Origin of the sequence: Streptomyces milbemycinicus (assembly GCF_002154605.1) — a bacterium.
Classification (GTDB): Bacteria; Actinomycetota; Actinomycetes; order Streptomycetales; family Streptomycetaceae; genus Streptomyces; species Streptomyces milbemycinicus.
Genome location: NZ_MUNE01000670.1, coordinates 1 through 13,118 on the forward strand (window position 1 = coordinate 1; position 13,118 = coordinate 13,118).

The 13,118-nt window shown below is 72.8% G+C and carries 13 protein-coding genes; 5 read left to right on the forward strand and 8 right to left on the reverse strand.

The genetic code is table 11. From position 1 onward, the window contains the following. Window positions 1-1,105: AfsR/SARP family transcriptional regulator (locus CCN51_RS42215; protein WP_245881793.1), on the reverse strand; the 1,105-nt coding region annotated here is incomplete at its 3' end. 609 nt (window positions 1,106-1,714) lie between these two features. Between CCN51_RS42215 and CCN51_RS42220 the strand changes: the two genes are divergently transcribed. From CCN51_RS42220 to CCN51_RS42240, 5 genes are read left to right on the forward strand one after another with little or no spacing between them, the layout of a single operon-like run. Then, on the forward strand, window positions 1,715-2,359 hold the full coding sequence (locus CCN51_RS42220; RefSeq protein ID WP_043488868.1) for a hypothetical protein: 645 nt from the start codon (window positions 1,715-1,717) through the stop codon (window positions 2,357-2,359). Then, on the forward strand, window positions 2,346-4,133 hold the full coding sequence (locus CCN51_RS42225; RefSeq protein ID WP_014173608.1) for a GH3 family acyl-acid amido synthetase: 1,788 nt from the start codon (window positions 2,346-2,348) through the stop codon (window positions 4,131-4,133). The genes CCN51_RS42220 and CCN51_RS42225 overlap by 14 nt, the downstream gene beginning before the upstream one ends. Beyond that, window positions 4,130-4,990: an SAM-dependent methyltransferase gene (locus CCN51_RS42230; RefSeq protein ID WP_014173609.1), complete on the forward strand. Its 861-nt coding sequence runs from the start codon at window positions 4,130-4,132 to the stop codon at window positions 4,988-4,990. The genes CCN51_RS42225 and CCN51_RS42230 overlap by 4 nt, the downstream gene beginning before the upstream one ends. Beyond that, window positions 4,987-6,228 (forward strand): hypothetical protein, encoded by a 1,242-nt coding sequence (locus CCN51_RS42235; RefSeq protein WP_014173610.1) that lies wholly within the window; start codon window positions 4,987-4,989, stop codon window positions 6,226-6,228. The genes CCN51_RS42230 and CCN51_RS42235 overlap by 4 nt, the downstream gene beginning before the upstream one ends. Next, complete coding sequence (locus CCN51_RS42240) at window positions 6,225-6,974, forward strand: DUF6182 family protein (protein ID WP_014173611.1); 750 nt, start codon at window positions 6,225-6,227, stop codon at window positions 6,972-6,974. The genes CCN51_RS42235 and CCN51_RS42240 overlap by 4 nt, the downstream gene beginning before the upstream one ends. A gap of 64 nt (window positions 6,975-7,038) precedes the next feature. Here the strand turns inward: CCN51_RS42240 and CCN51_RS42245 are convergent, their stop codons facing one another. The 7 genes from CCN51_RS42245 to CCN51_RS42270 form a co-directional block, all read right to left on the reverse strand. Next, window positions 7,039-7,431, reverse strand: coding sequence for a VOC family protein (locus CCN51_RS42245; RefSeq protein ID WP_014173612.1), 393 nt, complete (start codon window positions 7,429-7,431; stop codon window positions 7,039-7,041). Between the two features lie 149 nt (window positions 7,432-7,580). Then, on the reverse strand, window positions 7,581-8,054 hold the full coding sequence (locus CCN51_RS42250) for a nuclear transport factor 2 family protein (RefSeq protein ID WP_014173613.1): 474 nt from the start codon (window positions 8,052-8,054) through the stop codon (window positions 7,581-7,583). Window positions 8,055-8,437: 383 nt separating this feature from the next. After that, window positions 8,438-9,562, reverse strand: coding sequence for an LLM class flavin-dependent oxidoreductase (locus tag CCN51_RS42255; protein WP_014173614.1), 1,125 nt, complete (start codon window positions 9,560-9,562; stop codon window positions 8,438-8,440). A gap of 69 nt (window positions 9,563-9,631) precedes the next feature. Then, window positions 9,632-10,186: an NADPH-dependent FMN reductase gene (gene ssuE, locus CCN51_RS42260; RefSeq protein ID WP_014173615.1), complete on the reverse strand. Its 555-nt coding sequence runs from the start codon at window positions 10,184-10,186 to the stop codon at window positions 9,632-9,634. Window positions 10,187-10,403: 217 nt separating this feature from the next. Continuing rightward, on the reverse strand, window positions 10,404-10,484 hold the full coding sequence (locus CCN51_RS60340) for a putative leader peptide (protein WP_353594285.1): 81 nt from the start codon (window positions 10,482-10,484) through the stop codon (window positions 10,404-10,406). 176 nt (window positions 10,485-10,660) lie between these two features. Beyond that, window positions 10,661-12,412, reverse strand: a complete 1,752-nt coding sequence (locus CCN51_RS42265; protein ID WP_014173616.1) for an ABC transporter permease subunit — start codon at window positions 12,410-12,412, stop codon at window positions 10,661-10,663. A 50-nt stretch (window positions 12,413-12,462) separates the two neighbouring features. Next, window positions 12,463-13,118, reverse strand: a 656-nt coding sequence (locus tag CCN51_RS42270; RefSeq protein WP_245881792.1) for an ABC transporter substrate-binding protein, incomplete at its 5' end; no start/stop codon positions are given.

Here is a 13,118-nt window from a genome sequence, read left to right on the forward strand (position 1 = left end):
CGTAGAGCTGCCCGTCGGGGAAGTGGCCGCGGACCGTATGGGCGACCCGTAACGCCAGCGCGGTCTTGCCCACCCCGCCGAGCCCGCGGACGGCGAGGACGGGCATCACCGCGCCCTGGGCGCGGGGCAGTTGCTCGGCCAGCCGGTGCACCAGGGCGGCCCGGCCGGTGAAGTCGGCTGATTCGGCCGGGAGTTGCGCGGGGCGCGGTGAGGCGTACGGGACGGTGTCCTTGGCGGGCGGGCGCCGTCGCACGACCGTGGGGTGGGCGAGGGCCGGGGAGGCACACAGGACGTTCTGGTAGAGCTCGGTCAGCTCGGGGCCGGGGTCCACGCCGAGCTCTTCGGCGAGCAGATGGCGGGTGTCGGTGTACACCCGCAGCGCCTCGGCCTGCCGGCCGCCGCGGTACAGCGCGAGCATCTGGAGCGCGCGCAGCCGCTCCCGCAGCGGGTATTCGACGGACAGCGCGGTGAGCTCCACGATGGCCGCGGTGTGGTGGCCCAGTTCCAGGTCGAGTTCCAGCCGGGCCTGTAACAGGGTGAGCCGCCACTCCGTCAGGCGGGCGCGCTGTGCCTGGGCGTAGGGCCCGGGAACGCCGCCGAGTGGTTCGCCGTCCCACAGGTCCAGGGCCTTGCGGAGCAGTGTCCGGGCGCGCGGCAGTTCGCCCGCGGCCCGCGCGATCCTGGCCTGCGCCTCGTAGCCCTCGCACACCACCAGGTCCAGCGCCTCGGGCGGCATGTGCAGCGCGTATCCGCCGGAGTCGGAGACGAGGGCGCGCGGGCCCAGGGTCTTGCGCAGCTGGAAGGCGTACGTCCGCAGGGTGGCGAGCGCGCGGCCCGGTGGTTTGCCGCCCCACACCGCGTCCATCAGTTCCTGCGCGGTGGCCGTGTGGCCGCGGCGCATCAGCAGCGCGCACAGCAGGGCGCGCTCCTGTGGCCGTCCAGCGGCCAGCGTCTCATCGCCGCGCCGCACCCGCACCGGCCCCAGGACCGTGAACCGCAGGGCGGCCGGGGGCGGCACGGCCGCGGCCACCGGGGGCGCCGCCGTGTCCCGTCGGCGGTGTTCGGGCACGTCGAAGCCGAGGTGGTGGAGCGGGGTGCCGAACATCTCCTCCAGGACACGCTGTGCGGAGGGCTGAGGGCAGGGCGGCCCGGGCTGCCGCCACCGGTGGAACTGGCGCGCGGTCACCGCCGGTGGCTCCCCCAGCCGCGCGGCCGCTGTCGCGTAGACCATGAGAAAGACCGCCGGCCGTTCCCACTGCCGCTCCGTGCACGCACGCGAAAAGGCCGTCCCCCGCATTCCTTCGCCTCCGAGCCTTGTCCCCCGACGCTCGTAGATCACTCTAGTCGCCGTGGCTTACGCGCCGCAGTGTTCTGCGTGGCAGGAAAAGTCCGGGGAAAAGTCCGGTCTTCCGGCCTTCCGCTCGCCCCCGCCGAGGGGCGGACCAGGATATGGACATCAACTTTCGCCCGGCGGGCCCGGGCGCGCGGCGTGTTATCCGACGTCAACACCGATCTGGTGGCTGCCGCTCCGCTTTCCGGCCCGCGACTTCCGAACACCCGCTCGCATCCCAATTTCTCCTGATCGGATGCCTATCCCAGCGATGTTGACTTTCCCCACCCAGCCGGGACGGCACCCCCGGCAGCCGATCGGCGGGCCGCCACCGCGGCCCGGACCGCGGTGGCGAGCACTGGAACTACGTGAGGAGTGCCGATCGTGCGGACGACCCATCCCGGTTTCTCCGTCCTCCTGGGGCCGGACTACGCCGGAAAGTCCTCGGTGATGTCCGAGTTCGCCAGTTCGTCTCCGTCCTGGCGGCTCATCTCCACGGACGAACGTTTTCTTCAGCCCGCCCACGCGCTGATCGGCCGGCTGCGCAGGGATGTGGCGGTGGACGTGCTGCCGTCCCTGGGGACGGACTACTCGCCGGAATTCACGGCCAGCCTGCTGCAGACGGCCGTGGTGCATCTGCGCGACCGCATCGAGGCGAGCGACCCGTCGTCGCCCACGCTCGTCGACTCGTACTACTACAAGATCCTGGCCAAGTGCAGGCTCGCCGGACTGCGGGACAACCCGATGTACACGTGGTGGCGTTCCTTTCCGCAGCCGCGGCGCGTGGTGTTCCTGGACGTGTCCACCGCCACGGCCTGGCGCCGCTCCGGCAACGGCGCGGCCACCAACCGGCTGGAGTACTACGGCGACCGCCCCGACCCCAAGGGTTTCGCGGCCTACCAGACCAAACTGCGGCGCCTGATGCTCGACGAGATCAGCCATCTGCCGGTCACGGTGATCCGGGCGCAGGGCGATATCGCCCAGACCGCCCAGGCCATACGAAAGGTGTTGTCAGATGAAGACCGCTGAGCCCCAGGCCGCGGAGGTCCCGAACACCGGGGCACAGAACACCGGGGCGCAGAGCACCGGGGCACAGAACACCGAGCACCGGAACACCGAGCCCCCGGCCCCCGAGGACCGGCTCGACCGCTACCGGGCCCGGGTGTTCGAGGAGCGGAAACGGCTGCGGCGGGCGTTCTCGGACCCGGCGGCGCGGCAGCGCGAAGTCCTCACCGACCTGCTGACGTTCAACGCGGGAACGGCCTACGGCAAGGCCCACGGCTTCGACCGGCTGCGCACCCTGGACGACCTCCGCAAGGCGGTTCCGGTCCAGGACTACGCGGCGCTCTCGCCGTGGATCGAGCGCATGGCCGAGGGCGAGCCGAACGTCCTGACCGCCGACCAGCCCGCGGTGTTCTTCACCAGCAGCGGCAGCACCGGAGCGCATAAGAAGATCCCGGTCACCCCGCGCTTCATGCGCACCACCTTCTTCCCCTTCTACTACGCCGCCTGGGCTCCGATGGCCGAACACTTCCCGGACGTCCTCACCCGGCCGGACGCGGTGCTCAATCTCAAGCACGACCCCGTCGTCGCCCCCGCCACCACCGCCTCCGGACGCCCCCATGTCGGCGCCAGCCAGGTCGACTTCGGGAAGATGTTCGGCGAGCATCTGTCGGCCGAGCCCGGCACCGCGGCCCCCTGGGCCACCCTGCCGGTGCCGGTGGCGCCGGACGACCACGTGGAGAAGATGTATCTGCGGCTGCGCATGGCCGTCGAAAGCGATGTCCGCTGTGTCATCGGGATCAATCCGGCGATGGTCGCCGCGGTGCCGTACCAGCTGAGGCTGTGGTGGCCGCGCATCGTCAAGGACGTCCGCGACGGCACGCTCGGCGGCCATCCGTTCCGTTCCCCCAACCCGCAGCGCGCCGCCGAACTGGAGCGGCTGGCCTCGTACTTCGGCACCGTACGGCCCGCCCACATCTGGCCCAACATGCGGCTGCTGTTCTGCTGGACCACCGGCCTCGCCTCGCTCTATCTGCCCCGGCTCCGCGAGGAGTTCGGCCCCTCGGTGACGGCTCTGCCGGCGCCCGTGGCGGCATCCGAGGGCCCGGTCGGCGTGGCGCTGGACCGGCACCCGACGGCGGGCAGCCTGGTCGTCACGGCCTCCGTGTACGAGTTCGTGGACGCCGACCGCGACCTGGGCCCCGATGTGGAAACGCTCGCACCGCACGAACTGGAGCCGGGCCGGGAGTACCACGCGATCTACAGCCATGTCGGCGGCCTGTACCGCTACGCGGGCGGCGATGTGGTCCGGGTGGTCGATGTGGTGGACGGAGTGCCGCGGGTGTCGTACGCGGGCCGCAGGAACCGCTCCGACGTGGCCGGGGAGCGGCTGCGCGACGCACAGGTCGTCCGGGCCCTGCAGTCCGCGCTGGGCGGCGCCGGCCTCGCCGCGCGCAACGCCGCATGCCATGTGGAGACCCCCGACGGCCGGCCGCCCCGCTATGTGTTCGCCCTGGCCGGCGAGTCGGCGTGGAGCACCGACGAGACACGGCGGCTCACCGCGGCGCTCGACACCGAGCTCACCCGGGAGTCGGCCGACTACCGCGCGGCCCGCGACGCGGGCCGGCTGGGCCCCGCCGAGCTGATCCGGCTCGACCGCGACGCCTTCCTGGAGGAGTGGCAGGAATCGGTCGGCCGCGGGGTGCGGCCCACTCAGGTCAAGGACCGGCTTTTCCGACCGGACCCGGAGAACTGGCGGCAGCTCACCGGCGCGGCCGCCCGGCAAGGAGATCGATCATGACGCAACTCGACGCCATCGAGCGCACCTGTCTGCTCACCGCCGCGCTCCGGGCCGGGGAGAGCCGCAGGGACGACCGGCTCTACCACGACCCGTACGCACAAGCGCTCGTCGGCGACGCGGGCCCCGAGCTGCTGGCCGAGATCCGATCGGCGACCTTCCCCGGCGGCGAGGTCCCGCGCACGGTGCCGAGCACCTTCGACTTCAACCCTATCCGCACCCGGTTCTTCGACGACTGGCTGCAAAGCGCGGCCGCCGACCCGTCGATGACCCAGATCGTGCTGGCCCCGGCGGGCATGGACTCGCGCGCCTACCGGCTGGAGTGGCCGGACCACGTCCGCTTCTTCGAGATCGACCGGCCGTCGGTCCTGGAGGCCAAGGAGAAGCTGCTGGCCGCCGAGACGCCCGGCGCCGACCGCCGCCCGGTCCCCGCCGATCTGCTCGCCCCCGGCTGGGAGGACGCTCTGCTGGAGGCGGGCTACGACCCCGGTCTGCCCTCGACCTGGCTCTTCGAAGGGCTGCTGTACTACTTCGCGCAAGGCCAGGTCGAGGAGTTGCTGCGGCGGGTCGCCGCGGTGACCGCGCCCGGCAGCCGCATCGGCGCGGACGTGGTCAACGACGTGGCGCTGACCGCGCCGAACATGCGTGGCCTGCTGAAGGTGTTCGCCGACTGGGGCTGCCCGTGGGTGTTCGGCACGGACCAGCCCGAGGCGCTGTTCGGGCGGCACGGCTTCACCGTCGAGGCGGTGCAGCCCGGGGAGGAGCCGGCCCACTACGGCCGGTGGCGGGACCCCGTGCCCCCGCGCACGGCCGAGGGCGCCGAGAGGGTGTTCCTGGTCCACGGAAGCCGCACCGCATGACGGGGACCGTGGAACCGATACCGCTGCTCCGCGGCGACCGCGGCGCCCCCAGGCCGCCGTACGCCCCGGCGCCGCTCCCCGGTGGCGCCGACGCCCCGGCCGCGCCCCGCCACGGCCGGCCCCGGGTGCTGCTCGCGCCGGTCACCGTCACCCCCGGTAAACCACTGACCCCCAGCCACCTCAAGGGGCTCTTCTGGGTCGATGTGATGTACCGCGCCACCGCGCAGCTGGCCGATGTCACCTACCGCTACAGCCCCACCACATACCACCCCACCGACCAGACACTCGGCTTCTGGGAGTATCTGGACCACACGCTCGGTGACACCGACTACTCCCAGCTGTCCGAGGAGGAGATCGGCGAGCTGTACGTCGGCTACCGCGCCGACGGCCGCCAGACCCCGGTGTCCGCACTGCGGCCGTACCTCGACGCGATCGAGCACCACGGCTGGGTGCATCCGTCCAGCGCCCGGGTCCTGGAACTGTGGTCGGCACAGTACGCGCGGCTGGGGATGCACGACCCCGGCCTCACCGAACACCAGCCGCCCGGTATGACCCTCGACGAGGTGCTCGACCGCCTGGTGCCACTGGGGCTGTGCCTGGACATGCGCGAGTACGGCGGGCCGGTGTATCTGGACGCCACCCGGTACGGGCTGCCGCTGCGGCAGATCGCCACGGCGCAGGGGCGGCCCAACTACCTGGCGTGTGCGCTGCGTGAGCTGGTCCCGCTCGTCCCCGGCTACGACGAGGTGGTGCTGCTCTACGACCGCGAGCTGGAGCCCGACTACCAGCTGCTGCAGCGTGTGCTGGCGGAGCTCGGCCCGGTCGTGCGGCGGGTGCCGGTGGGGCGGGTGCCGATCGACGGACAGATCCGGTCCGCGCGCCACGGCGACTGGCGCGGCCACTCGGCGGGCGCGCTGCTCGAGGCTCTGGGCGCCGACCACGGCGGACCGGCGCTGCGGCTCGGCATGCGGCTGTACTTCATCGCCACACTCGGGCCGGGCGACCGGCAGTCGTTCCGCCCGGACCTGCTGCGCCAGTGCGTGGTGCGCGCCGAGCGGATGCTGGGGTCGTACGAGACCCCGGCCGACGCGGCGGCAGCCGAAGCCGGGCTGACCGGCTTCCTCGAGCGGCAACGCGGCGACCACGCGTACGTCGACCCGTACCGCCTGACCTCCGGGCTGCTGGCCAAGCACCGCCCGGCCCCGGTCCACGAGTTGCTGCCGGCGGTGTTCCTGTGAAGCTCTCCCAGGACCTGCTGCGGGCCGAGGCCGCGCGGCGTATCCGGGTCGCCCGCCCCGATCTGGCCGAGGAGGTGGACCTGTCCACCGCCACCGCCCTGTCGGAGGTGCACGCCCGGATCCAGGAGTTCGCGGACACCGACGGACTGCTCGCCGTGTCCGTCGTGCGCCGCTTCGAACTGGCCGAATGGGCGCGCGCCACCTGTGAGTTCGCCATCGGCCTGGCGCCGGAGCGGCTGGCGGCGTGGCGGGGCTCGTTCTCCCGTACGATCTTCCTGGCCGGAAACCCGGACAACCTCGGCGACCGGGTCCGGTTCGACCACATCGCCGAGGACGGCTCGGCCGCGTGGACGGGACCGGCCCCGGCGGGCGCCTCCGCCGGGCTGCGCAGACTGCTCAAGCTCTTCGACGGCTCCCGCGGCCTGCCGCCACGCCCCGACACACCGGTCCGGATCCCGAAGGCCATCGGCCCGCGCCACCGGCCGCCGGTGCGGCGCGAGCTGTACGTGGCCACGGCCGGTATCACCGTCGCGGACTGTCTGGTGCACCTCAACCATCTGCTCGTCGAGGCGGTCCTGGACGGCCTGATCGCCCCCGGGGACACCCTGGTCATCCGTCAGATGCCGCGTCTTGCCGGGCTGTCCGGGCCGTACGCGGCGCTGCGGGTCGGCGCGGAGCGGGAGCATCCGGAGCGGCTGCGGGCGTACGCCTGCCTGAGCGAGGAGACCGTGGGCGCGGCGCGGTGAACTCGTTTACGGCACCGGCCGGGGCGCCCGCCCCGGCCGGTGGTGTCACTCACGATCCCGACGATCAGCCCTGTTCGGGGTTGTCGTAAGGGCGGGTGATGATCTCCATGCCGTGGCCGGCCGGATCGTGGAAGTACAGGCCGCGCCCGCCGTGGTGATGGTTGATCTCGCCCGGCTGCTTCCCGTGCGGATCGGCGTAGTACGTGATCCCCGCGTCCTTGATCCGCCCGAAGGCCGCGTCGAACTCCTCGTCGGAGATGAGGAAGGCGTAGTGCTGCATGGTGATGGACTCGGCCGGGATCGTGGCGAAGTCCAGGGTGACCGCGTTACTGGTGGCCACGGGGATGAACGGGCCCCATTCGGCACCGACCTCAAGATCCAGGATGTTCGCCAGGAACTCGGCGGACTCCCGGTTGTCCCGGGAGTGCACGATGGTGTGATTCAACTCGACTGACATATTGGAATGCCTCCACAAGGCATGTCCCGGCACCTCCATGTCTCACCCAGCCGGTGACCGACACGCGATGCCGCACCCCCGAGCCTAGTCGGTGGCCACCCAGCACGTCGAGTGCACGCCAAGGCCGTCAAAGGCCGAGGTCAAGGCCCTCACAGGCCGAGGTCGCTCAGCCCCGGGTGGTCGTCCGGGCGACGGCCCAGCGGCCAGTGGTACCTTCGCTCCGACTCCTTGATCGGCAGGTCGTTGATGCAGGCGTAGCGGTGCGTCATCAGCCCGTTCTCGTCGAACTCCCAGTTCTCGTTGCCGTACGACCGGTACCAGTTGCCCGAGTCGTCGTGGCACTCGTAGGCGAAGCGCACGGCGATGCGGTTGCCGTCGAACGCCCACAACTCCTTGATCAGCCGGTAGTCCAGCTCCCTGCGCCACTTGCGGGTCAGAAAGGCGACGATCTCGTCGCGGCCGTTGACGAACTCCGCGCGATTCCTCCAGCGGGAGTCCACCGAGTAGGCGAGGGCGACCTTCTCGGGGTCGCGGGTGTTCCAGCCGTCCTCGGCGGCGCGGACCTTCTCGATGGCGGATTCCCTGGTGAAGGGAGGAAATGGGGGGCGTGATTCCTCGGACATATCGACTCCTCACGGGAGAGAACCATCGTTCTCGCCTCTGCCGAGGACTCTACGAGAACGATGGTTCTCATGCAAGCGCGGCAGGGGCGGGTCAGGCTCTCGCCGCGCTCGCCATGCTCCGTCAGCGTGTCCACGAACCGCTCGAGGTCGTACGTCGGGCGGGGGCTGGACATCCGCGCGTACTCCTGGGCCCTGGCCCGATAGTTGCCGCAACCGGCCGGCCCGGCCGAGGCGGCTCACCTCGACCAGACGTGCGCGCAGCGCCGTGTCCCCCGATGTTCCCACGTCACTCCCCCGTTGTTTGCCGTTCGCCCTACGGCAGTTGGGGGAAACCGTACCTGCGCGCCAGGGCTCTCACGATCTCCTGGACACGCGAAAGAGAGCTACGCCGCGACCCGCCCCTCGCCACGGAAAGGGTGGTTCCACAGACCCCGCCCACGCAGGATCGGCAACACGCCCTCGCCGAACCAGTACGCCTCTTCCAGGTGCGGGTATCCGGACAGGATGAACTCGTCGATGCCCAGCGCGTGATACTCGGCGATCCGGTCGGCGACCTCGGCGTGGCTGCCCACCAACGCGGTCCCCGCCCCGCCGCGCACCAGCCCGATGCCGGCCCACAGGTTGGGGTGGATCTCCAGGCCGTCACGGCCCCCGCCGTGCAGCGCGAGCATCCGCCGCTGCCCTTCGGACTCGCTGTGGCCCAGGCCCTCCTGCACCGCGCGTACGGTCGCCTCGTCGAAGCCGTCCAGCAGCCGCCGCGCCTCGGCCCATGCCTGCTCCGCGGTGTCCCGGGTGATGACATGCAGCCGGATACCGAAACGCAGGCTCCGCCCCTCCTTCGCCGCCAGCCCCCGTACCCAGGCGATCTTCTCCGCCACCGCGCCGGGCGGCTCACCCCATGTGAGGTAGACATCCGCGTGCCGGGCCGCCACCACCCCCGCCGCGGGCGAGGAGCCGCCGAAGTACACCTCCGGGACGGGGTCGGGCAGCCGGGCCAGCTTGGCGTCCTCCACCCGCAGATGCTCACCCGTCAGATCCACGGTCTTGCCGTCCCACAGTTCCCGGACGATGCCGAGGAATTCTCCGGTGCGCGCGTACCGGGCGTCCTTGTCGAGGAAGTCGCCGTACGCACGCTGCTCCCGGCTCTCGCCACCGGTGACGACGTTGAGCATGAGCCGTCCGCCGGTCTGCCGCTGGTAGGTGGAGGCCATCTGCGCGGCGAAGGTGGGCGACAGGAAGCCGGGCCGGAAGGCGACCAGGAACTTCAGCCGCTCGGTGCGCTGGCTGACCATGGCCGTGGTCAGCCAGGCGTCCTCGCACCAGGCGCCGGTCGGTGTGAGCGCCCCCACGAACCCCAGGTCCTCGGCGGCACGGGCGATCTGGGAGAGGTAGTTGACGGTCGGTGGCCGGTCGCCGCCGGTCACGGTGGCCGGGGAGCCGTGGCCGCCGCCGACGACATGGCGGCTGTCGCCGTTGGTGGGCAGGAACCAGTGAAAGGTGAGACTCACGCGGAAACTCCGTTCAAGGTGGTGTTCGGCCGGCACGGACATCGGGGGCGCCGGAGCCGTTTGGGCGTGTCAGCCGGCGGCGGCGAGCAGCGGGGTGCCGCCGAGTGCGAGCGAGAACCGGTCGACGACCTGGGCGAGGGCTTCGGCGGAGCCGGGGGCGATGGTGAGGGCGCCGTCCGGCCCGGTCTGGAGGTCCTTGTCGAGGGTGAACCAGCCCTGGACGATGTGTCCGGCGCCCATGGAGTTGAGCACCGGGCGCAGCGCGTAGTCGATGGCCAGGACGTGTGCGGTGGTGCCGCCGGTGGCGAGCGGGAGTACGGTCTTGCCTTCGAGGGCGTACTGCGGGAGCAGGTCCAGCAGGGACTTGAGCAGACCGGAGTAGGCGGCCTTGTAGATGGGCGTACCGATGACGACGCCGTCCACGCGCGCGAACAGGGCGGTGGCCCGGACGATGGCCGGATGCGCGAAGTCGGCGCCGAGCAGGGCGGTGGCCGGGAGCGTACGGACGTCCAGCGGTATCACCTCGTGTCCGTGGCGCTCCAGCCGGGCGTCCAGGTGGCGCAGCAGCCGGGCGGTGCGGGAGGTGGCGGAGGGGCTTCCGGAGACGGACAGGACGGTGGCCATGGCGGACCCTTCGGGGAGGTGGTGCGATGCGGTGGTCCGGCCGGTCGGCCGGTCAGGGCGCGGGAGCGAAATGACGGGGCATCGAGGCGTACGGGCGCGGTGCCGCGGTCACGCTGGTGGCATCGCGGCGCGGAAGAACGCACAGCCGGAACACGCGCGGCCGGGATGGGTCAAAGGCGACGCGTGGAGGATGCGGCGAGGATGGGGGCGGGCTCGCTCAGGCCCGACAGGGACAGGACGCGCTGGAGACGCGCGCGAGATCGACGTGGCGTCGCCGCGTGAGATCCTGTCGCTTCATGCCTTCGATCAAATCAGTGGCGCGTACACCTGGTCAAGGAGGGCCAAGCGGGTTTCCACATCCCGGACATGGCCGACTGAAGGCGAGCTGGGTCCAGATCAGCAGCCGCAGCAGGGGCGGCAGCCCGGCGCGCCGCCGCCAGGGGCGGGTCGTACCGGCAGGCGCCCGGGTGCCGGTCATCGGGCCTGCTTCCGCACCGCGATGGGCGCCTGGTCGGCGCGCCGGGCGCGGCCCGGCCACGGCCGGCGCACCCCGCCGGCCGCGGTGACCGCCAGCGCCCCGAGGACGGCGAGCATCGCGGCGGGGGCCAGCACCGCCCAGGGGGCCCGTTCGGCGTACGGGTGGTTCTCGGCCAGCAGCAGGCCCCATTCGGGGGACGGCGGCTGGGCGCCGAGGCCGAGGAAGCCGAGGGAGGCGAGGGCGAGCGCCACCGAGGGCAGCCGCAGCAGCGCGTGCCGGGTCACCGGTGGCAGTACGGCGGGCAGCAGGGCGCGCCGCAGCACGTGCAGCCGTCCGGCGCCGAGCGCGCGGGTGGCGGCGAGGTGGGTGGTGGCGAGCTCCTGCCGCAGGAGGGCGGAGGTGTGCGCGGCCAGCGGGGCCCAGGCGACCGCGGCCACGGCGAGCGCGGGCGTGGCGGGGCCGCCGCCGGTGACGCCGGTGACGAGGAGTCCGGCGAGTACGGCCGGTACGGCGTTGACGGTGTCGACGAGGGCCTGGGACACCCGTGGCACCAGCCCGAGCGCCACTCCGACCAGCAGCGCGGTGGCGCTGACCGCGAGCGCGAGGGCGAGGGTGGTGAGCGCGCCGTGGCCGACCCGGGCCATGAGGTCGCGGCCCAGGGCGTCGGTGCCGAAGGGGTGCGCCCAGGAGGGGGGTTGGAGCCGGGCGGCGGTGTCGAGGGCCAGCGGGTCGCGGGCCAGGCCGAGGGCGATGACACCGAGCAGCAGCGCGCCGTAGAGCAGGGGAAGCGTACGGGGCTCCGGGGCGGTGGGCCGGTGCAGGGTGACCAGCGCGCCGTCGCGCAGCGCGGGTCCGAGGAGGGCGCGGCCCGCGAGCCGGGCCAGGCCGCCCACGGTCGCGGCGAGCGCCACCAGGGCGAGCGTGCCGGCCTGGAGCACGGGCAGGTCCTGGGCGATGGCGGCTTCCAGGGTGAGCCGGCCGAGCCCGGGAATGTCGAAGATCTGCTCCACGGCGACCGCGCCGCCGGTGAGGCCGACCACGAAGAGCCCGAAGTTGGGCAGCAGTCCGGGGACGCACCGGCGCAGCGCGTGCCGGGCGATGCGCCGGCCCGGGATGCCTCGGGCGGCGGCGGCCCGCGCCCAGGGCTCGGCGAAGGCGCCGGGCAGCGCGTCGTCGAGCATCCGGCCGAGCAGCGCCCCCGTGGGCAGGCCGATGGCCAGCGCGGGCAGGACGAGCCAGCGCGGCCCGTACCAGCCGAGCGCGGGCAGCCAGCCGAGTTGCACCCCGACCACGGTGGCCAGGACGGAGGCGGTCAGGAACTCGGGCAGCGCGGCGAGCATCGCCGCCGCCCCGCCGGTGCGCGGCGCCCCTGGTCGCTGTCCGGATGGCCTCCGGAGGCCCGCGACCAGCCTCAGGGTGCGGGCGCACACCGCGGCGGCGGTGACCACCGCGACGGCCAGGGCCGCGGCCATGAGCAGCAGCGAGGCGCCGAGGGCCGTGGTGACGGCGGGCAGTACGGCCTCGCCGGAGATCCAGGAGTGGCCGGCGTCGCCGCGCGGCAGCCCGCCGAGCCACTGGCCGAGCAGGTGCAGGGGCCCGGCGTCGAGGCCGAGTTCATCGCGTACGGCGGCCAGCACCTCGGGGGCGGGGTCGCGTTCGGCCGACCGCGCCTCCAGCACGGTGCGCGCGGGGTCGGTGCGGGAGAGCCACGGCAGCAGGCCGATGCCGCACAGCAGGGCCGCGGCCACGGTGACGCGCCACAGCGCGCCCGCCGCCGGGGCGCCGCGGCGTATGGCGCTCAGCGCCGGGTCCCGGGGCCGATGAGGGTGCGCTCGTACGGGTCGAGGAGCACACCGTGGACCGAGGCGCGGACGCCGTGGACGATCCGCTGGTGTACGAGCGGGATGGTCGCGTCCGTGCGCAGGACCTCGGCCTCCGCCGCCATCGTCGCGTCCTGGCGCTTCGCGGGTTCGTCGGCGGACTCGGCCTCGGCGACCGCCCGGTCGACCCGCTTGTCGCACAGCAGCGCCAGGTTGTAGCTGCCGTCGCAGGTGAAGTCGCTGGCGAGGACGGAGACCGGGTCGCCGGTGTCGAGCATGGTGTTGCGCGCGCCGACGAACGCGTCGAACTTGCCGGCGAGCGCGTCGCCCTCGATCCGCGAGGACTCGCGCACCTCCACCTTGACGGCGAATCCGGCCTTCTTCAGCTGCTGTTGCAGCACCTGGGCGACCTCGGGCAGCTCGGGCCGGTTGTCGTAGGTGGCGAGGGTGATGGCTGTGCCGTGGACGCGCGCGGCCCGCGCCCGCCCCTCCGGCGCCACGCGCTTGCCGGCCGCCCAGGTCAGGGCGGGCCCGAACACGCCCTGGCCGCGGTCGGCGTGGCCCTCGTACACGTCCTTGGCGAGGACCGAGGTGTCGACCGCCGCCCGGGCGGCGGCCCGCACCTTGGGGTCCT

What these genes read in the sequence shown, in the direction of transcription:
- CCN51_RS42230 (WP_014173609.1), top strand. Translation starts at nt 4,130, where the DNA reads ATGACGCAACTCGACGCCATCGAGCGCACCTGTCTGCTCACCGCCGCG.
- CCN51_RS60340 (WP_353594285.1), bottom strand. Translation starts at nt 10,484, where the DNA reads ATGAAGCGACAGGATCTCACGCGGCGACGCCACGTCGATCTCGCGCGC.
- CCN51_RS42225 (WP_014173608.1), top strand. Translation starts at nt 2,346, where the DNA reads ATGAAGACCGCTGAGCCCCAGGCCGCGGAGGTCCCGAACACCGGGGCA.
- ssuE (WP_014173615.1), bottom strand. Translation starts at nt 10,186, where the DNA reads ATGGCCACCGTCCTGTCCGTCTCCGGAAGCCCCTCCGCCACCTCCCGC.
- CCN51_RS42235 (WP_014173610.1), top strand. Translation starts at nt 4,987, where the DNA reads ATGACGGGGACCGTGGAACCGATACCGCTGCTCCGCGGCGACCGCGGC.
- CCN51_RS42250 (WP_014173613.1), bottom strand. Translation starts at nt 8,054, where the DNA reads ATGTCCGAGGAATCACGCCCCCCATTTCCTCCCTTCACCAGGGAATCC.
- CCN51_RS42245 (WP_014173612.1), bottom strand. Translation starts at nt 7,431, where the DNA reads ATGTCAGTCGAGTTGAATCACACCATCGTGCACTCCCGGGACAACCGG.